This is a genomic window from Nocardia sp. NPDC023733, assembly GCF_040639775.1.
GTDB lineage: Bacteria > Actinomycetota > Actinomycetes > Mycobacteriales > Mycobacteriaceae > Nocardia > Nocardia rosealba.
This window is the reverse complement of sequence record NZ_JBFAAN010000004.1, coordinates 69,877-85,503: the sequence shown is the minus strand read 5'-3', so window position 1 is coordinate 85,503 and position 15,627 is coordinate 69,877. Positions and strand designations below refer to the sequence as shown.

The window sequence follows — 15,627 nt, the reverse complement described above, 5'->3', positions numbered from 1 at the left end:
CGACCTGCGTCTGACTTTCAGGCAAGGGCCCTGAACGTTCCCGGCACCTCAGCGGGGAGCCGTTGTCGGGTCGTGCCTGGGCAATGTCACCGGCTGCGAGCCCGGTCTGTCGTGAGATCGGTTGGACTCGCGTGTGAGCTACAGGTGTTGCTTGCTATGAAGCACATTGTGCGGCAACAGAGTTGACGTCGATCACCAGGCAGGTCATGCTGTCCGGTTCGGTTCGACAGGAGCCGATGATCGACTGGAGGATCCCTGTGGGGAAGCAGATTTCGATGGTGTTGGCCGCTGCGGCGATGGTGGTCGCGGGTGCCGGGGTGGCGGCGGCCGAACCCGGGGAGGACGGGCGGTACTACGGGGTCGTCACGATGGATCGGGCCGATTCGTCGCATCTGATCTCGGCGGTGAACTACCCGAGCTGGGAGGCAGCCGAGGAATCCGCACGGGAACTGTGCCACCGGCCGAACTGCGAAGTCGTCGCCCGATTCGTCGACGAATGCGTGTCGTTGGCGAGGAACATGGTGAATGCGGGCGGGCCCGCGCGCGACGGTGACTTCCGCGCCCGCGTCGCCCCGACGGCCGAGGAGGCCGAAGCGGCGGCGATCGCCGCTGCCGCGAAGATCGGGCCCGGTCCGGTGATGGTGATGAAGACGGTCTGCAGCGGCGTGTAGCGCCGCGATCAGGACGCGGGAACGAGGGTGTTCTGGCGGGCCGACACCCACCACCGCCCGTTCTCCTTGACCAACACGTACAGGGCGACCATGGCCGGGCTGGTGTCGATCAGTGCGCCATCGGCGGTGGTGGCCCGGGCCTCCTTGTGGGCGATGGCGACATCGGGACGCAGGAAGGTGATGTCGGTGACGTCGTACCGGACGTACTCGTCGGCGAGAAACCCCGCCAAGCCCCGCCGATTGGCATCGGACAGTGCATCCCGCCCACGCAGCACCATGCCGGCCGCATTACCCACAACCGCGTTCTCCGCGAACGGAGCCGTCATCAACTCGGCATCGTTGGTGTTGTACGCGGTCTGGGTATCGGCGACGATCCGACGGATAGCGGCGATATCGGCGGTGTGATCCACGGTGTCGTCCTCGACCACCGGCGGTCGCATCTTGTTCGTGCTCATGTCAGAGACGTTAGGAGCTCAACCTGGGTTCAGGTAAAGCCGATTGTGACGCGCCAGACGATCTGTCTACCCCGCATGACCGTGATGGACGAGACCGGTGAGGTGATCGACCAAGGATCGCAGCCGTAAGACTTCGTCCAGAGCTGCACGGAGGTCTCGGGACGAGTGGCCGCCGGCCTCGTAGGCTGCCTTTTCCTTCTCGCGGAAATGGGCGGCGAGCGCGTAGTCACCCGCGTCCACGGCGCGTTCCTTCTCACTCCGCCAATGCTGGACCGTATCGAGGATCCGTTCCAGCTCCTTCGGCAGCCTCGACGCAGCCGCTGGGATCGAACGCCGGTCGCCTTCTTCGCATCCGTAGCACACCGAGTCCATCACCGCTGCGCATGCGATTCGGAGAGCTTGCGGGGTTATCCCCTGGTCGCCGAGGATTTCCGCCGCATCGGCATCCATGTCGATCAGTGCCGACAACAAGCCGTCGGTCCCGACCGGGCGGGTCGGGTCGGCGGACGACGCGAGCGCCAAGACCGGCCCCCACGACCCGAGCGCTGTATCGAGGCGCTGACCGATTGCGCGATGCGCTTCGGACCGTCGCACCCCGAGACGTTCGAGCAGTATCGACGCAATCCCCGTGGCGTGTTCGTCGCTCAGTGCGAGCAGCAGCGCGAGCGGTGTGCCGTGCTGCAGACCCCATTCTGCGGAATAGCGTTCGGCGCGAATCGTGGTGGCATGGGCGGCGCCGGTGAGGCGGTGGCCGACGGCGCCGGGCATCGGATCAGCAGTAGTAGCAGATCTTGTTGGCTGGGAGTTCGACGTGGCAGTTCAGGCAGACCGGTTTGCGGACCGGTTCGGGCTTGGGGGTGGTGACGCTGGGGCGGGAGGTGGCGGTGCGCTTGGCTTCGGCGGCTTCCGCGGCCTCGGTGGTGGCCAGGTCCTGGGAGGTGCGCTGGCGGATGGCGGCGACCTTCGGAGGGAGGGTGGGGAGGCCGCCGTCGGCGGGGAGGTCGGTGGCGTAGTGCTGGTAGCACTGCCAGCGGGCGGCGGCCGCGTGCATCTCGAGGTCGTCGGGGATGGGCAGGCCCGCGAGTTCGAGGATGTAGCGGTAGCCGGTGCCGACGGTCTGGTTGCGGCGCACACACAGCGCGCTCAGCGGCGGCTCGTTGTTGTTGTGACAGTATTCGGCGACCCGGTCGAGCACGACCGGCAGCCAGTGCTGCCACTTCACCTGGGTGCGGATACCGGACTCTTCCTGCACCAACTCGGCCAGCTCGGTATTGACGATGAAGTTGTTGAAGCGCGACGCGGTGGCGGCGAGCACGTCGTGTGCCGCGCGCGTCCACGCCGACCGCGCCTCGGTGAACGTCACGGCGCTGCCGTCGGCCGCGCGCCAAGTGGTCGGGATGGAAGCCTGCTGCACATCGATCACCGGAATACGTTATCTACCCAGCTGTTTCGTGCGCAATGGGGGGTATGTGGGTCAGCTCACGCCTCGGGGCCGGAATCGTCGCGAGGTTGCTTGCCGAGTCGCCACAGGAATTCCGGGTCGTCGTCCGGACCGAGGATCGGCCTGCGTGCGGCCGGGCCGGGATTCGGGCTCGGGCGTTCGGGGCCGAACGCCTTCCAGCACAGCACCGCGATGGCCACGATCGCGATGAGTGCCAACAGGTACGTCACGTCGCTCACCTCCTGCTATCGAGGGTAGCCGTGTCCGCACCGTGTGCACATCGGCAACGGAAGGGAAATTCCCGGCAAACGCGAGCCGAACCGGCTCGCGCCGCCGGTGAGGTCAGCGGGGGGCTGCCTCGGTGGTGAGCGATTTGAGCAGCTGCAGAACCTCGGACTCGCGGAATCGGCGGTGTCCGCCCGGCGTGCGCAGCGAACCGAGCCTGCCCGCATGGGCCCACCGAGTAACGGTCTTCGGGTCTACGTGGAACATTGCGGCCACTTGGCCTGGTGTCAGCAGAGTGTCCTGGCCGCCGACGGTGATCGCAGTCATAGCTAACCTCTCCGTTCTCGACAGTTCCCTCATCAGATGGCGCCATCGTCGCACTGCGACCCCCACGTAGTCGAACCACCTACAGTTGGTAAAGGGGAAGTAATAGACAAATGCCGCGAACGGGGCCGCGCGCGCCGGGGTTACCCTGTCAAGGTGAGTGAAGCAACTGGTCAGCAAGGTTCTGCGGGGAAGCGGCTGGCCCGCAACCTTGCCCTCTACACGCTGGCCCGGCTCGGGCTTGTCGTGGTGATCGCCGCGTTGATCGTCGGCGTCGCCAAGCTCATCGGGGTCGAGGTGCCGATCATCGTAGCGGCTCTGTTCGCGCTGATCGTCGCGATGCCGCTGTCGCTGACCCTGTTCAAGAAACTGCGCATGAAGGTGAACGAGGACATCGCCGTCGTCGACGAGCGCCGCCGCCAGGACAAGGCGCAGCTGCGGGCTCGTCTGCGGGGTGACGACGACGCGTGAAGTACCTCGACCGCAGTGCACCGCGTGACTGGGTCGACAACGCCGTGCGGCTGATCGACGCCGACGCCCAGCGTTCCGCCGACACCCATCTGTTGCGCTACCCGCTGCCCGCCGACTGGCCGGTGCAGCTGTACCTCAAGGACGAATCCACCCACATCACGGGCAGTCTCAAGCACCGCCTGGCCAGATCGCTGTTCCTGTACGCGATCTGCAACGGCTGGGTCACCGAGGGTACGACGGTGGTCGAGGCGTCGTCGGGGTCGACGGCGGTGAGCGAGGCATATTTCGCCAAGCTGCTCGGGCTCGATTTCGTGGCGGTGATGCCGGCGAGTACGTCGCCGCAGAAGATCGCGCTGATCGAAGCCCAGGGTGGCCGTTGCCATTTCGTCGAGCGGCCGCCGGAGATGTACTCCGAGGCCAAACGGTTGGCCGCCGAATCGGGCGGGCACTTCATGGACCAGTTCACCCACGCCGAACGGGCGACGGACTGGCGTGGCAACAACAACATCGCCGAATCCATCTTCCAGCAGCTGGCTTTGGAACAGCACCCGATCCCGGAGTGGATCGTGGTCGGCGCCGGAACCGGTGGCACGAGCGCGACGATCGGCCGCTACATCCGCTATCGCAGGCATCCCACGCGCCTGGCTGTGGTCGACCCGGAGAACTCCGCGTTCTACGGCGGTTACGAGACCGGTGATGCCGGTTACGAGACCGGAATGCCCTCGCGTATCGAGGGAATCGGCCGCCCACGGGTTGAGCCGTCGTTCATCGGTCAGGTCGTGGACCGCATGATCGTGGTGCCCGACGCGGCCTCGATCGCGGCAACCCGGCACGCGAGCACCGCCCTCGGCCGACGTGTCGGTGGCTCGACGGGGACCAATCTGTGGGGCGCGTTCCATCTGGTCGCCGAACTGCTCGCGGCCGGACGCAGCGGCAGTGTCGTCACCCTGCTGTGCGACGGCGGCGACCGCTACGCGGGCACCTACTTCGACGATGCCTGGGTCGAGAGTCAGCGCCTCGACCTGACCGGACCGAGCGCCGTCCTCGCCGAATTCGCCGCGACGGGTCGCTGGACCGGCTGATTTCCCACACCGAACCTTGACAGTGGATGGCAGGTTTCACTGTCAGGATCGGTGTTCATGACGACCACCTATTACACGGCTTCCAGTCTCGACGGCTACATCGCCGACCCCGACAATTCGCTGGATTGGCTGATGGCGGTAGCCGATGCCGATCCGGCCACCGGGGATGTCGGCGTTTTCCTGGAAGGCGTCGGCGCCATGTGTCTCGGGTCGACCACCTACGAGTGGATGGTGAACAACAACCCGCCCGAGACCTGGCACGACGAGTACGGCGACCTGCCGACCTGGGTGTTCACCCACCGGGAGCTGCCCCGGCTGCCCGGTGCGAACGTGCGTTTCGTCGCCGGCGAGGTGGGTCCGGTCCACGAGCAGATGACCGCGGCGGCCGCAGGTCGCGACATCTGGGTGATGGGCGGTGGCGACCTCGCCGGACAGTTCGCCGATGCCGGGCTGCTCGACGAGGTGATCGTCGGAGTCGCACCGGTGACTCTCGGTGGCGGCGCGCCCGTGCTCCCGCGCCGCATTCTGGCCGACCGGATGCGACTCGTCGAGGTGGAGCGCCTGGGGCAGTTCGCCAAGCTCGTCTACCGGTTGAGCTGACACCGGTCGTCAACTTTTGTTGACAACTTCCGGAACGTCAATCAAAATTGACAGCATGACCGATGCAACCACGCTCGCCGCCGCGGCGGGCAATCCCGATCCCTCGGTCGGTCTGCGCGCGGTGCTCGCCCTGCGCAGACTGGCCGACCGGCTCGAAACCATCCAGGTGGCCAATGCCCGCGCCAACGGCTGGTCGTGGCAGGCGATTGCCGACGCGCTCGAGGTGAGCAAGCAAGCGGTGCATCAGAAACACAACCGGAAGGGTGGCACCCGCTGATGTTCGAGAAATTCACCAAAGGCGCCAAGGTGGCCGTTGTCCTGGCGCAGGAAGAAGCCAAGGAACTGGGCGCCCAGCGAATCGGACCCGAACACGTCCTGCTCGGCGTGCTGACCAACGCCGAGCCGCCGCTGCGCGCGGTTCTCGACGCCGACGGCATCACCGCCGAGGGTGTGCGCTCCACGCTCGCCGCACGGGCGAACGAAACCCCGCTCGGTGCTGACGACGCCGAGGCGTTGCGCTCCATCGGCGTCGACCTCGACGCGGTGCGAGCCAGCGTCATCGAGAACTTCGGCCCGCAGGCGTGGGATCAGGCCGAACCCGAACCCAAGCGTGGGATCTTCGGCCGCGTGAAGGGCACCAACTGGGGCCACATCCCGTTCTCGGCGCCCGCCAAGAAGTCCCTCGAGCTCGCCCTGCGCGAAGCACTGCGCCGCAAGGACCGTGAGATCGGCACCGCCCACCTGCTGCTCGGCATTCTCCGCAGCGTCGATCCGGCGCAGGCCGATCTGCTCGGCGGCAGCGACGGCATCGCGACGCTGCGCGAGGACATTCACCGGATGCTCGACCGCGCCGCCTGAACTTGCCGCGCCGGACACACCGCGATGTCCGATTTCGGGCCTAGCATGGGTCTATGCAGCTAGCCATACGGTTGGTCATCAACGCCATAGCCATCTGGGCCGCGGCGGCGTGGATCGACAAGATCACTATTTCCGTGCCGCCGGAATGGTCCGATGAGTGGGGCAACTGGGGCAAGGCCCTGGTCATCCTCATCGTCGCGATCGTGTTCACCGCCGTGAACGCCGTCATCAAGCCGATCGTGAAACTTCTGTCCCTGCCGTTCGTGATCCTCACGCTCGGCCTGTTCCTGCTGGTGGTGAACGCGGCCATGCTGTGGCTCACCGCCAAGATCACCGAACTCACCGACTACGGCCTGCGGGTCGACGGCTTCTGGGCAGCGGTGCTCGGCGGTGTCATCATCACGCTGGTGAACTGGGTGCTCGGCATCATCGTGCCCGACGGCGACTAGCCGAAGCCGACGGCCAGCGCGCTCAGCGCCGACCAGGCCAGCAGCGCCAGCCCGGAATCGCGCAGGGCGGGAATCAGTTCCAGCCCGCCCTTGCCCGTACGCACCGGGGCGTTGGCCCGGACTGCCAGCGGAATCGCGAGCAGTCCGGCCAGCGCCAGCGGTGTGCGGGCGATCAGCGCGAGACTGATGACGAACGGCACGGCCAGCAGCACCAGGTGCAGGGTGCGGGTGCGCGCGTCACCGAGTTTCACGGCGAGGGTGACCTTCCCGGACTCGGTATCGGTGGGAATGTCACGCAGGTTGTTGGCGACCAGCACGGCACTGGAGAACGCGCCGACACCGATCGCGAGCAGCAGTCCCACCCAGTCGACCCGCTCCGCCTGCACGAACTGGGTGCCGAGTACCGCGATCAGCCCGAAGAACACGAACACCGCGATCTCACCGAAACCGCTGTAGCCGTAGGGCTTGCTGCCACCGGTGTAGAACCAGGCACCGGCCAGGCACAGCGCGCCGAGGAGTACCAGCCACCAGGCGGTGGTCGCGGCGAGCACGAGCCCGGCGACGGCCCCCACGGCGAGGCTCACCACGGCGGCGGTGCGAACAGCGCTGGGAGAGGCCAGTTTCGACCCGACCAGTCGCAGCGGCCCAACCCGCTCGTCGTCGGTGCCACGGATTCCGTCGGAGTAGTCGTTGGCGTAGTTCACCCCGACGATCAGGGCGAGCGAAACGAGCAGGGCCAGTAGTGCTTTCCACCAGACGGCGCCGTCGATCGAGGCGGCGGCACCGGTGCCCGCCAGGACCGGGGCGATCGCGTTGGGCAGCGTCCGCGGCCGGGCGCCTTCGATCCATTCCGCAGCTGTAGCCATGAATCGAAGCCTAGTCGCGTGTTCAGGACCCGGCTGATTCGGCGACCGTCTTCAATCGGGCCAGGCCCTTGTCGAAGTCCTTGCCGATCATGTTGTCGATCGGGAACACCTTGCCGAGCACACCCATCAGGCCCGAGTGGGTGCCGGTCATCCGCCAGGTCACCTCGGTGCCGCCGGGTACCGGATCGAGGGTGAAGGTGACCGTATTGGTTGCCTTGAACGGTTTCTCGAATTCCAGTTGCACGCCGATCTCGCGCTCGGCATCGGCTTTGATCTCCATCACACCGGCACCGGCCTTGCGGTTGCCGCGCCACGCGTACCGCGCGCCGACACCGGATTCGGGACCGCTGTAGGTGCGGGCCAGCTGCGGGTCGGAATCCTCCCAGGGCGACCACAGCCGCCACTGCCGGAAGTCGTTGATGAAACCACGGATGCGTGCCGGCTCGGCGGCGATGGTCGCGCGCCTGCTCACCTCGAAGTCGCCCATGCGAGTGAGCCTAGAACCCGGCACCGACAAATTCGCGGCATGCGGGCCGGTGTCATCGCGGCTGGTCGGCACCCACCCGTCGGCCGCGACGACTATCCGGTCAGCAGGCGTGCCCGCACGGCCGCGCGATCGGGCTTACCGGGCCCACGCAGCGGAATCTCCTCGAGCACCACGAGTTCCCTCGGCGCCGCGATCGAGTCGAGCTCGGCCACGACGTGCGACCGGATCTCCTCCAGCGTGGGGGCGGCGCCTGCGTTCGGCACGATCGCCACGGCCACCCGCTGACCGAGCCGTTCGTCGGGCAACCCGAGCACGATGCATTCCCGGATCCCCGGATGAGTGGCCAGCACGGCCTCCACCACCTGCGGAATCACCAGCAGGCCACCGGTCATGATGGCCTCGTCGAGACGCCCGCTGATCGAGAGCTTGCCGTCTTCGAACGAACCCGCGTCCTCGGTGCGGAACCAGCCGGGTTCGGCGAAAGCGGGGTGATCAGGCAGATTGCGGTACCCGCGCGCGACCATCGCGCCGCCGAGCACCACCCGGCCGTCCTCGATGCGTACGCGGGTGCCGTCGAGCGGTACGCCGTCGTACACGCAGCCGCCGCACGTCTCGCTCATGCCGTAGGTGCGCACCACATTGATCCCGGCGTCGCGGGCCCGTTCGTACACCGGTGGCGGGGTGGCCGCCCCGCCGACCAGCACGGCGTCGAGCTCGCTGAGCGCCTTGGCCGCGATCGGCGAGTCAAGCGACTTGATGAGCTGGGTCGGGACGAGTGCGGTGTAGCGGCGTGGCCCACGCATCGCACCGACCGCCCCGGCCAGCGCCTCCGGCAGGAATCCGCCCGATACGTCGAGCACGGTCGGCTCGGTGCCCGCGAGGATGCTGCGCAACAGCACCTGGATGCCCGCGATGTGATGGGTCGGCAGGGCAAGCAGCCAGCTGCCGGGTCCGCCGAGGCGCGCGTGGGTGGCGTTTCCGCTGGCCCGCAGTGCCTCGGCGCCGAGCAGCGCGCCCTTGGGGATGCCGGTGGTGCCCGAGGTCGTCACGACGAGCGCGACGTCGTCGTCGATCGGGTCGCCCGGCTTGAGCGCGTCGGAGAGTCGGCGGGCCTCGCGACGGTCGGTCGTCGGGATCGGCAGCCACGCCGGTCCGCTGCCGTCGAGGGCTTGCCGCAGATGGGGAAGTACTTCGCCGACACCGGAACCGGTGGGCATCTGCAGCGTCCGAAGGGTTCTGCTCACGCCACCACCTCCGGATACAGCAAGCTGTGCGACCTCACGACTTCGATCGTGTCATGCGTGCGACAAGACCCGGCCAACGGGTCGGTTTGCTCTGCGGGAAAAAGCCAGGCATAGCGTCTGCGATTCAGTAGATGGACAGAACTCGCTGCGCGGTCCGGACGTCGGCGGTCGGGCGCTTGCTCCCAGTCATCGTGCTCGGGCACGCGCGCATCGGCAAATCGGGCGACCCGGCTCACTCCGGCGACCAGCGCTGGTCGCGCCGGATGGGATGTTCGGCGGGCACCTCGACCAGCACGATCGGTACGCCGTCGGGGTCGGCTACCCACATCTCCCACAGCCCCCACGGCTCGAGCACGGGTTCACGGACGATGGGAATTCCCTTCAGCGCCAGCTCCGCCGCCGCATCGGACACGTCGCGCACCTGCAGCCACAGTGCGCCGTCGAAGGTGCCCGGCTTTCCGCTGCCACCGTGCGCGGCGACCTCCACCAGCGACTGCCCGGCGAAGAACACCGTGCCGCCCGGGTACTCCCTGGCGATCGCGAGACCGAGCCCGTCGCGGTAGAACGCGAGGGTGGCCGCATAGTCGCTGGGCCGCACGATGATCCGGCTGTTGAGAATTTCCATCGCCCGTCCGTTCTCAGAAGTACCAGGGGTAGGGCGTCCAGTCGGGCTCGCGCTTCTCCAGGAAGGCGTCGCGCCCTTCCACCGCTTCGTCGGTCATGTACGCCAGCCTGGTCGCCTCACCGGCGAACAGCTGCTGACCGACCAGACCATCATCGAGCAGGTTGAAGGCGTACTTCAGCATGCGCTGGGCCTGCGGCGATTTGCCGTTGATGTCGGCGGTCCACTCCAGCGCCACGTTTTCGAGCTCGTCGTGGTCGACGACCTTGTTCACCGCGCCCATCTGATGCATCTCCTCGGCCGTGTACGGCCTGCCGAGGAAGAAGATCTCGCGCGCGAATTTCTGGCCGACCATCTTCGCCAGATACGCGCTGCCGTAACCACCGTCGAACGAACCGACATCGGCGTCGGTCTGCTTGAACCGCGCGTGCTCGCGCGAGGCCAGCGTCAGGTCGCACACCACGTGCAGGCTGTGCCCGCCGCCGGCCGCCCAGCCGTTCACCAGGGCGATCACCACCTTGGGCATGAACCGGATCAGCCGCTGCACCTCGAGGATGTGCAACCGGCCGGCACGCGCCTTGTCGACGGTGTCGGCGGTCTCGCCCTCGGCGTACTGGTAGCCGCTGCGGCCGCGGATGCGCTGGTCACCGCCGGAACAGAACGCCCAGCCACCGTCTTTCGGGCTCGGCCCGTTGCCGGTGAGCAGCACCGCACCCACGTCCGGCGACATGCGCGCGTGGTCGAGCGCGCGATACAGCTCGTCGACGGTGTGCGGGCGGAAGGCGTTGCGCACCTCGGGCCGGTCGAAGGCCACGCGCACGGTGCCCTGTTCGACGTGCCGGTGATAGGTGATGTCGGTCAGGTCTTCGAACCCGGGGACGGGCCGCCACAGCTTCGGATCGAAAGTCACGACACCGATTATTGCCCTACCGTGTGGGGCGAGCCTACGAGGCGGTAACACCGCAGGTCGAGCGGTCGCGCGATCCTCGCGCGCGCGGGTGCGTATAGTTGCGCCTGCTCGTTCATCGAACCGATCCGGAGGAACCTGAAAGTGGTTGCAGCACTGTCTGAATCCCTGCTCGACGACGCCAAGCGTCCGGCTTTCCTTGCTGACGCCGTCGAGGTTCTCGACGCCGAGGTCTCGGACAAAGGTGGTGCGTCCGGCCTGGCCGTGAAGGGTGGGTACGCGGCGGTCAAGAAGATCAGCCCCACCATCGTTCCCGACGCGCTGGCCTCGCTGGCGCCGAAGCTGCTCGACCAGCTCCAGCCGTACTGGGCCGAATTCACCGCCTCGGGCACCGGCACCTTCGCCGATCTGCTGAGCGCCAAGTCCGACGAGGTCGCCGAGTCGCTGCTGGCCGTCACCGACGCCCGCGCCGAGGCGTCGACCCGTCCCGCGCTGCAGAAGGTGTACTCCTCGATGCGCGGTTCGGCCAAGAAGCACGTCATCGAGGCGCTGCCGCGCGTCGGCGATCTGGTGCAGAAGCACGCGGGCTGAGTTTCCCGCACACACCGAAGGCCGGTGTGGTTCGTACGCGAACCGCACCGGCCTTTCGCATGTCCTGTGACCACTGTCACCCCGAAGGATTCGCCGGATCCGTCCGCTACGGCCACGCCCGGTCGCGGGTAAATTCCGCCGCCCCGACTGTGAGCGAGATAACCGCGCCGGTAAACGGCGGGAAAATTGCGGGTTGCCGTGAATTATGGAGCGCGCGAGGATGCCGCGAACGATTGGCTACTGCCGACCGGAATCGATTACCGTGCCTCTCGAGCGGTTCGGAAAGAGGAATTGCTTGCTGCGGAAATCGCATCTTCCGCTGGGTACAGATGAAATGACTGCATTGCGCAGGTCGAAAGGAAGTCCGGTCACATGATCTCTCGTAAGGCCCTCGCCGCCACCGGTGCCGCCGCTACCGCCGCCGTCATGTTCTTCGGTCCGGCCGCTATGGCGAACGCTGAGGACAGCGGCTCCGCCAGCGGTTCCGCCGAGCTGCTCGAGCTGTCCACCGGCTCGGCCGGCCTGCTCGAAGGCCCCGCCGCCGGCTCCAGCGTGCTCGAGTCGGGCAGTGGCGCCATCGACGGCCTCACCTCCGCCGTCCTCAACATCGTCGACGCCGTCACCGGCATCAAGGACCTCACCGCTCCCGCTGAGTGAGCTGATCCCACCGTCGGCCCTTGTGCCGAAACGAAATCCGGCGACCGGGCCACGGCCTCGTCGCCGGATTTCTTTGTCTTGACGACTTGTTTGCGAACCGATGTATCTCGAACAGATAAACATAGTAATAGCCATACCTTTCGAGCCATCGGCAGCTAATTGCCCGGAACCGCCGGGGAATTGGTCTCCGGCACCATGACGGTGCCGAAGGGCTCCGGCGGTGACGTACCCAACGTGGGCCGGAGGCAGACGCGCCCCGCCCCGTCTGACAGGCTGGTGATTGTGAATCCGTCAACTGCGCAGGCACGAGTGGTCGTCGACGAGTTCGTGCGCGGCGGCGTCCGCGAGGTGGTGCTGTGCCCCGGATCGCGCAACGCCCCGCTCGCCTTCGCCCTGCAGGCCGCCGACGCGGCCGGTCGGCTGCGGCTGCACATGCGCATCGACGAGCGCACCGCGGGATTCCTCGCGATCGGCCTGGCGGTGTCGTCGGGGCGGCCTGTCCCGGTGGTGATGACCTCCGGTACCGCCGTCGCCAACCTGGCCCCGGCCGTGCTCGAGGCGAACTATGCGCGGGTGCCGTTGATCGTGGTCAGCGCGAACCGGCCCTACGAGATGCTCGGCACCGGCGCCAACCAGACCGTCGAGCAGCTCGGCCTGTTCGGCAGCCAGGTGCGCGCGACCATCAGCCTCGGTCTTGCCGAAGGCGAGGCCGGTGAGGCGAGCTATCCGAGGCAGAACAGTGTGTGGCGCTCGGCCGTGTGCCGGGTGCTCGCCGCCGCGCGCGGTACCCGCTCCGGCAACGCGGGACCGGTGCAGTTCGACATCCCGCTGCGCGAGCCGCTGGTCCCCGAGCTGTCCGACGACGTGATTCCCGTCGGCCGCGAGGGCGACAAGCCGTGGACGGCCACCCAGTACGCGACCCTCGACGTGCCGCTCGACATCGACCTCACCCCCGACACCGTGGTCATCTCCGGCCACGGTGCCGGCCTGCGCCCCGAGCTCGCCGCGCTGCCGACGGTCGCCGAGCCGACCGCGCCCATGCACGGCCCTGCCTTGCATCCGCTCGCGCTGTCGCTGCTGGCGCCGAAGCAGGCCATCATCACCGGCCGGCCCACGCTGCACCGGCAGGTGTCGCGGGTGCTCGCCGATCCGAACGTCACGGTTTACGCGCTCACCACGGGTCCACGTTGGCCCGATGTGTCCGGCAATGTCGTCGGCACCGGCACCCGCGCGGTTACCACCGGAACTCCGGATCCGGCATGGCTGGCCCGCTGCTCCGACCTGAACAACCAGGCCGAAGCGGTGGTCCGCGCCGAGCTGGCGAGCCACCCCAAGGCCACCGGCCTGCATGTCGCCGCCGTGGTCATGGACGCGCTGCGTGAGGGTGATCAGCTGCTGCTCGGCGCGTCGAACCCGGTTCGCGACGCCGCGCTGGTGTCGAGCCCGCGCCAGGGCGTGCGGGTGCTGTCCAACCGTGGCGTCGCGGGCATCGACGGCACCGTCTCCGGCGCGGTGGGTGCCGCGCTGGCTCACCCCGGTCGCACGATCGCCCTCATGGGTGACCTGACATTCCTGCACGACGCATCCGGTCTGCTCATCGGCCGCGGCGAACCGCGCCCCGGCAACCTGACCATCGTCGTCGCCAACGACGACGGCGGCGGCATCTTCGAGCTGCTCGAACAGGGCGACCCGCAGTACGCGGGCGTGTTCGAGCGGGTCTTCGGCACACCGCACGGCATGGATCTGGCCGCGCTGTGTGCCGCCTACCGCATTCCGCATCGTGGCGTCGACCCCGCCGAACTCGCGGAGGAACTCGCCGCCGACGCGCACGGCATGCGTGTGCTCGAGGTGGCCACCGAACGGTCGAGCCTGCGCGAGCTGCACGCCGCCGTGCGCGCCAAGATCGCCCGCTAGAGCTCGTCCTCCTCGTCGACGAACGCGTCACCGTCGTCGAGCGGCACCTCGATGCTCTGCTCGATCACATCGGCCGGATTGGCCCGGTCGGCGTCCTGATCGACCCGGGCCGCCATCTCCTCGGTGTAGTCGGCGCTGTCGACGAAGGCCGGGTCGTCGGGGACATCGTCGTGGAAGGCCGACTGCTCCTGTTCCACGCGATCGGCCTCGGGGACCTCGTCGAGCGGGCGGGCGGTGTCGTAGTCGATCATCGGTACTCCTCTGTCGTCGTCGTTGCCTCGGACGGGTGTCGCTGATCGGGTCGTGCGCTGTCCAGAGTGCGCCGTTCGCCGGTTCTCGGCAACCCGCACCGATGATTCCGGCACCGTCGGGTCGTCTCGTTCTGTATGGAGCCGCAATTCGATTTCGCCCCTGCCGCCCGTGCGCTGGCCACCGTCGTCGCCGGGATCACCGACGACCGGTTCACCGCCCCCACCCCGTGCGTCGGCCTCGACGTTCGCGATCTGCTCCGCCATGTCGTCGAACTCACCGAAGCGTTCCGCCAGGCCGCGACCAAGGAGTCCGTCGGTCGGTCGACGCCACCCGGTGTGGTCGACGACGAGCTGGCCGCCGACTGGCGCACCAGGATTCCCACGCAGCTCGACGCGCTCGTGGAGGCATGGCGGGTCCCCGAGGCCTGGGACGGTGAGACCGAGGCCGGTGGGGTGGTGATGCCCGCTGCGGCGATGGCGGTGGTCGCGCTCGACGAACTCGTCGTCCACGGGTGGGATCTGGCGGTGTCGACCGGCCAGGTGTTCGAGGTCGACCCCGGTCATCTGGGGATTCTGCTCGAGTTCCTGGGGGAGACCGACCCGGACGGGACGCCCGGGTTGTTCGGGCCGGTCGTCGCTGTCGCCGAGGACGCGCCCGCACTCGACCGGGTGTTGGGGCTCACCGGTCGTGATGCGGGATGGAAGGCTCCGGCCTAGCGCTTCGGGGTGGAAGCCGCGGGGTCCAGCGCTGCGGGGTGGAGCCGCTGGCCCGGGCGCTGTGGGGCCTGTGCTGCCCGACCTCGCGGGTCGAACGCGTCCTACGTCCGTTGGTCCGCGTAGGCCGCGTCGACGAAGGTGCCTGCCATTGTCGCCACGGTCGCGGCGCGCGCGGCCCGGTCGGCTGCCTCTCGATCGATCGGATCGCCGCTGGCCAGGAGGCGGTAGTAGAGCGGTGCGGAGACCGCTGACAGCACGGCGCGGGCATCCGTGCCCGCGGGTGCTTCGCCGCGAGCGACCGCGTCGTGGACGCAGGGCGCCCACTCGTCGAGGCGGGTGTCGTAGAAGGCGTGCAGCGCGCTCGCGGTGTCGGCGTCGACGGTAGCGGCGGCGATCACGGCCCGGAACAGGTTGCCTTGGCGTGGGTCGGTGAGGGTCTTGGCGACCAGGCGGGCGTTGGCTGTCAGGTCGTCGAGCAGGGCGCCGGTGTCGGTGCGAGGGAGAGATTGCTCGGCCATGTCGATCAGGAGGTCCGCGACCAGGCCCGCGGGTGTGCGCCAGCGCCGGTAGACGGTGGTCTTCCCGACGCCCGCCGTCGCCGCGACTTCGGTCAGATCGAGTCCGGCCAAGCCGCGTTCGGCGAGCAGATCGCCGGTCACCTGCAGGACGGCTTCACGGACCCGCGCGGTGCGCCCACCTGGGCGAACAGACCCGGGCCAAGCGATATCGTGCTGCATAACGGAACTCCTGTTTCATTTACGGCGAATCGGGTGTACTGTCCGAAGCGTTAACGAA

The 15,627-nt window shown here is 68.0% G+C and carries 23 protein-coding genes; 11 read left to right on the top strand and 12 right to left on the bottom strand.

Annotation, left to right across the window (positions count from 1 at the left end):
* The first annotated feature begins 257 nt into the window (after positions 1-257).
* Positions 258-671: a DUF4189 domain-containing protein gene (locus AB0F86_RS18755; RefSeq protein ID WP_225278525.1), complete on the top strand. Its 414-nt coding sequence runs from the start codon at positions 258-260 to the stop codon at positions 669-671.
* 8 nt (positions 672-679) lie between these two features.
* Here the strand turns inward: AB0F86_RS18755 and AB0F86_RS18750 are convergent, their stop codons facing one another.
* The 5 genes from AB0F86_RS18750 to AB0F86_RS18730 all read right to left on the bottom strand — a co-directional run bounded on the left by AB0F86_RS18750 (position 680) and on the right by AB0F86_RS18730 (position 3,119).
* Entirely contained in the window at positions 680-1,126 is a 447-nt protein-coding gene (locus tag AB0F86_RS18750; RefSeq protein WP_356985264.1) for an SgcJ/EcaC family oxidoreductase, read from the bottom strand.
* A gap of 66 nt (positions 1,127-1,192) precedes the next feature.
* A complete protein-coding gene (locus tag AB0F86_RS18745; protein ID WP_356985263.1) occupies positions 1,193-1,894 on the bottom strand; it encodes a Clp protease N-terminal domain-containing protein in 702 nt (233 codons plus the stop codon).
* Positions 1,895-1,898: 4 nt separating this feature from the next.
* Positions 1,899-2,549 (bottom strand): hypothetical protein, encoded by a 651-nt coding sequence (locus AB0F86_RS18740; protein ID WP_225278527.1) that lies wholly within the window; start codon positions 2,547-2,549, stop codon positions 1,899-1,901.
* 56 nt (positions 2,550-2,605) lie between these two features.
* The gene (locus tag AB0F86_RS18735) at positions 2,606-2,797 is read right to left on the bottom strand and encodes a hypothetical protein (RefSeq protein ID WP_356985262.1); all 192 of its coding nucleotides are present in this window, start codon (positions 2,795-2,797) and stop codon (positions 2,606-2,608) included.
* Between the two features lie 112 nt (positions 2,798-2,909).
* Complete coding sequence (locus tag AB0F86_RS18730; RefSeq protein WP_019049435.1) at positions 2,910-3,119, bottom strand: BldC family transcriptional regulator; 210 nt, start codon at positions 3,117-3,119, stop codon at positions 2,910-2,912.
* 153 nt (positions 3,120-3,272) lie between these two features.
* Between AB0F86_RS18730 and AB0F86_RS18725 the strand changes: the two genes are divergently transcribed.
* The 6 genes from AB0F86_RS18725 to AB0F86_RS18700 are packed head-to-tail and all read left to right on the top strand — an operon-like array spanning position 3,273 to position 6,576.
* Positions 3,273-3,587 (top strand): DUF4229 domain-containing protein, encoded by a 315-nt coding sequence (locus AB0F86_RS18725; RefSeq protein WP_067641892.1) that lies wholly within the window; start codon positions 3,273-3,275, stop codon positions 3,585-3,587.
* Entirely contained in the window at positions 3,584-4,669 is a 1,086-nt protein-coding gene (locus tag AB0F86_RS18720; RefSeq protein ID WP_225278529.1) for a PLP-dependent cysteine synthase family protein, read from the top strand. The genes AB0F86_RS18725 and AB0F86_RS18720 overlap by 4 nt, the downstream gene beginning before the upstream one ends.
* A 57-nt stretch (positions 4,670-4,726) precedes the next feature.
* A complete protein-coding gene (locus tag AB0F86_RS18715; RefSeq protein ID WP_356985261.1) occupies positions 4,727-5,269 on the top strand; it encodes a dihydrofolate reductase family protein in 543 nt (180 codons plus the stop codon).
* Between the two features lie 55 nt (positions 5,270-5,324).
* The gene (locus tag AB0F86_RS18710) at positions 5,325-5,546 is read left to right on the top strand and encodes a hypothetical protein (protein WP_067484990.1); all 222 of its coding nucleotides are present in this window, start codon (positions 5,325-5,327) and stop codon (positions 5,544-5,546) included.
* A complete protein-coding gene (locus AB0F86_RS18705; protein ID WP_356985260.1) occupies positions 5,546-6,127 on the top strand; it encodes a Clp protease N-terminal domain-containing protein in 582 nt (193 codons plus the stop codon). Before AB0F86_RS18710 ends, AB0F86_RS18705 begins: the two co-directional genes overlap by 1 nt.
* A gap of 53 nt (positions 6,128-6,180) precedes the next feature.
* Entirely contained in the window at positions 6,181-6,576 is a 396-nt protein-coding gene (locus tag AB0F86_RS18700) for a phage holin family protein (RefSeq protein WP_225278532.1), read from the top strand.
* On the opposite strand, the gene AB0F86_RS18695 is transcribed toward AB0F86_RS18700, so the two are convergent.
* The 5 genes from AB0F86_RS18695 to AB0F86_RS18675 all read right to left on the bottom strand — a co-directional run bounded on the left by AB0F86_RS18695 (position 6,573) and on the right by AB0F86_RS18675 (position 10,705).
* Complete coding sequence (locus AB0F86_RS18695) at positions 6,573-7,442, bottom strand: 1,4-dihydroxy-2-naphthoate polyprenyltransferase (RefSeq protein ID WP_225278533.1); 870 nt, start codon at positions 7,440-7,442, stop codon at positions 6,573-6,575. The two genes, AB0F86_RS18700 and AB0F86_RS18695, sit on opposite strands and share 4 nt — an antisense overlap.
* 22 nt (positions 7,443-7,464) lie before the next feature.
* Positions 7,465-7,929 carry an SRPBCC family protein gene (locus AB0F86_RS18690; RefSeq protein WP_067641887.1) on the bottom strand — a complete coding sequence of 155 codons (465 nt, stop codon included), beginning with the start codon at positions 7,927-7,929 and terminating at the stop codon, positions 7,465-7,467.
* Positions 7,930-8,021: 92 nt separating this feature from the next.
* Complete coding sequence (gene menE, locus AB0F86_RS18685; RefSeq protein WP_356985387.1) at positions 8,022-9,146, bottom strand: o-succinylbenzoate--CoA ligase; 1,125 nt, start codon at positions 9,144-9,146, stop codon at positions 8,022-8,024.
* 259 nt (positions 9,147-9,405) lie between these two features.
* Positions 9,406-9,798 (bottom strand): VOC family protein, encoded by a 393-nt coding sequence (locus tag AB0F86_RS18680; protein ID WP_225278535.1) that lies wholly within the window; start codon positions 9,796-9,798, stop codon positions 9,406-9,408.
* A 13-nt stretch (positions 9,799-9,811) separates the two neighbouring features.
* Positions 9,812-10,705 (bottom strand): 1,4-dihydroxy-2-naphthoyl-CoA synthase, encoded by an 894-nt coding sequence (locus AB0F86_RS18675; protein ID WP_356985259.1) that lies wholly within the window; start codon positions 10,703-10,705, stop codon positions 9,812-9,814.
* Positions 10,706-10,846: 141 nt separating this feature from the next.
* On the opposite strand from AB0F86_RS18675, the gene AB0F86_RS18670 reads away from it, so the two are divergent.
* The 3 genes from AB0F86_RS18670 (at position 10,847) to menD (ending at position 13,864) form a co-directional block, all read left to right on the top strand.
* Positions 10,847-11,293, top strand: a complete 447-nt coding sequence (locus AB0F86_RS18670; protein ID WP_067485009.1) for a hypothetical protein — start codon at positions 10,847-10,849, stop codon at positions 11,291-11,293.
* Positions 11,294-11,665: 372 nt separating this feature from the next.
* Positions 11,666-11,950 (top strand): hypothetical protein, encoded by a 285-nt coding sequence (locus AB0F86_RS18665; RefSeq protein WP_067485012.1) that lies wholly within the window; start codon positions 11,666-11,668, stop codon positions 11,948-11,950.
* A 282-nt stretch (positions 11,951-12,232) separates the two neighbouring features.
* Positions 12,233-13,864, top strand: a complete 1,632-nt coding sequence (menD, locus tag AB0F86_RS18660) for a 2-succinyl-5-enolpyruvyl-6-hydroxy-3-cyclohexene-1-carboxylic-acid synthase (protein ID WP_356985258.1) — start codon at positions 12,233-12,235, stop codon at positions 13,862-13,864.
* Here menD and AB0F86_RS18655 read toward each other — a convergent pair.
* Entirely contained in the window at positions 13,861-14,115 is a 255-nt protein-coding gene (locus AB0F86_RS18655; protein ID WP_225278538.1) for a hypothetical protein, read from the bottom strand. The two genes, menD and AB0F86_RS18655, sit on opposite strands and share 4 nt — an antisense overlap.
* A 135-nt stretch (positions 14,116-14,250) precedes the next feature.
* Here AB0F86_RS18655 and AB0F86_RS18650 point away from each other — a divergent pair, with 135 nt between their 5' ends.
* Positions 14,251-14,832 (top strand): TIGR03086 family metal-binding protein, encoded by a 582-nt coding sequence (locus tag AB0F86_RS18650; protein WP_356985257.1) that lies wholly within the window; start codon positions 14,251-14,253, stop codon positions 14,830-14,832.
* Between the two features lie 101 nt (positions 14,833-14,933).
* On the opposite strand, the gene AB0F86_RS18645 is transcribed toward AB0F86_RS18650, so the two are convergent.
* Complete coding sequence (locus AB0F86_RS18645; protein ID WP_356985256.1) at positions 14,934-15,569, bottom strand: TetR/AcrR family transcriptional regulator C-terminal ligand-binding domain-containing protein; 636 nt, start codon at positions 15,567-15,569, stop codon at positions 14,934-14,936.
* Positions 15,570-15,627: the final 58 nt, after the last annotated feature.

Excerpts from the sequence above, each read along its gene's own strand:
- AB0F86_RS18750 (WP_356985264.1), bottom strand. The coding sequence starts at position 1,126 with ATGAGCACGAACAAGATGCGACCGCCGGTGGTCGAGGACGACACCGTG.
- AB0F86_RS18745 (WP_356985263.1), bottom strand. The coding sequence starts at position 1,894 with ATGCCCGGCGCCGTCGGCCACCGCCTCACCGGCGCCGCCCATGCCACC.
- AB0F86_RS18730 (WP_019049435.1), bottom strand. The coding sequence starts at position 3,119 with ATGACTGCGATCACCGTCGGCGGCCAGGACACTCTGCTGACACCAGGC.
- AB0F86_RS18715 (WP_356985261.1), top strand. The coding sequence starts at position 4,727 with ATGACGACCACCTATTACACGGCTTCCAGTCTCGACGGCTACATCGCC.
- AB0F86_RS18710 (WP_067484990.1), top strand. The coding sequence starts at position 5,325 with ATGACCGATGCAACCACGCTCGCCGCCGCGGCGGGCAATCCCGATCCC.
- AB0F86_RS18705 (WP_356985260.1), top strand. The coding sequence starts at position 5,546 with ATGTTCGAGAAATTCACCAAAGGCGCCAAGGTGGCCGTTGTCCTGGCG.
- AB0F86_RS18700 (WP_225278532.1), top strand. The coding sequence starts at position 6,181 with ATGCAGCTAGCCATACGGTTGGTCATCAACGCCATAGCCATCTGGGCC.
- AB0F86_RS18695 (WP_225278533.1), bottom strand. The coding sequence starts at position 7,442 with ATGGCTACAGCTGCGGAATGGATCGAAGGCGCCCGGCCGCGGACGCTG.
- AB0F86_RS18690 (WP_067641887.1), bottom strand. The coding sequence starts at position 7,929 with ATGGGCGACTTCGAGGTGAGCAGGCGCGCGACCATCGCCGCCGAGCCG.
- menE (WP_356985387.1), bottom strand. The coding sequence starts at position 9,146 with ATGCCCACCGGTTCCGGTGTCGGCGAAGTACTTCCCCATCTGCGGCAA.
- AB0F86_RS18680 (WP_225278535.1), bottom strand. The coding sequence starts at position 9,798 with ATGGAAATTCTCAACAGCCGGATCATCGTGCGGCCCAGCGACTATGCG.
- AB0F86_RS18665 (WP_067485012.1), top strand. The coding sequence starts at position 11,666 with ATGATCTCTCGTAAGGCCCTCGCCGCCACCGGTGCCGCCGCTACCGCC.
- AB0F86_RS18655 (WP_225278538.1), bottom strand. The coding sequence starts at position 14,115 with ATGATCGACTACGACACCGCCCGCCCGCTCGACGAGGTCCCCGAGGCC.
- AB0F86_RS18650 (WP_356985257.1), top strand. The coding sequence starts at position 14,251 with ATGGAGCCGCAATTCGATTTCGCCCCTGCCGCCCGTGCGCTGGCCACC.
- AB0F86_RS18645 (WP_356985256.1), bottom strand. The coding sequence starts at position 15,569 with ATGCAGCACGATATCGCTTGGCCCGGGTCTGTTCGCCCAGGTGGGCGC.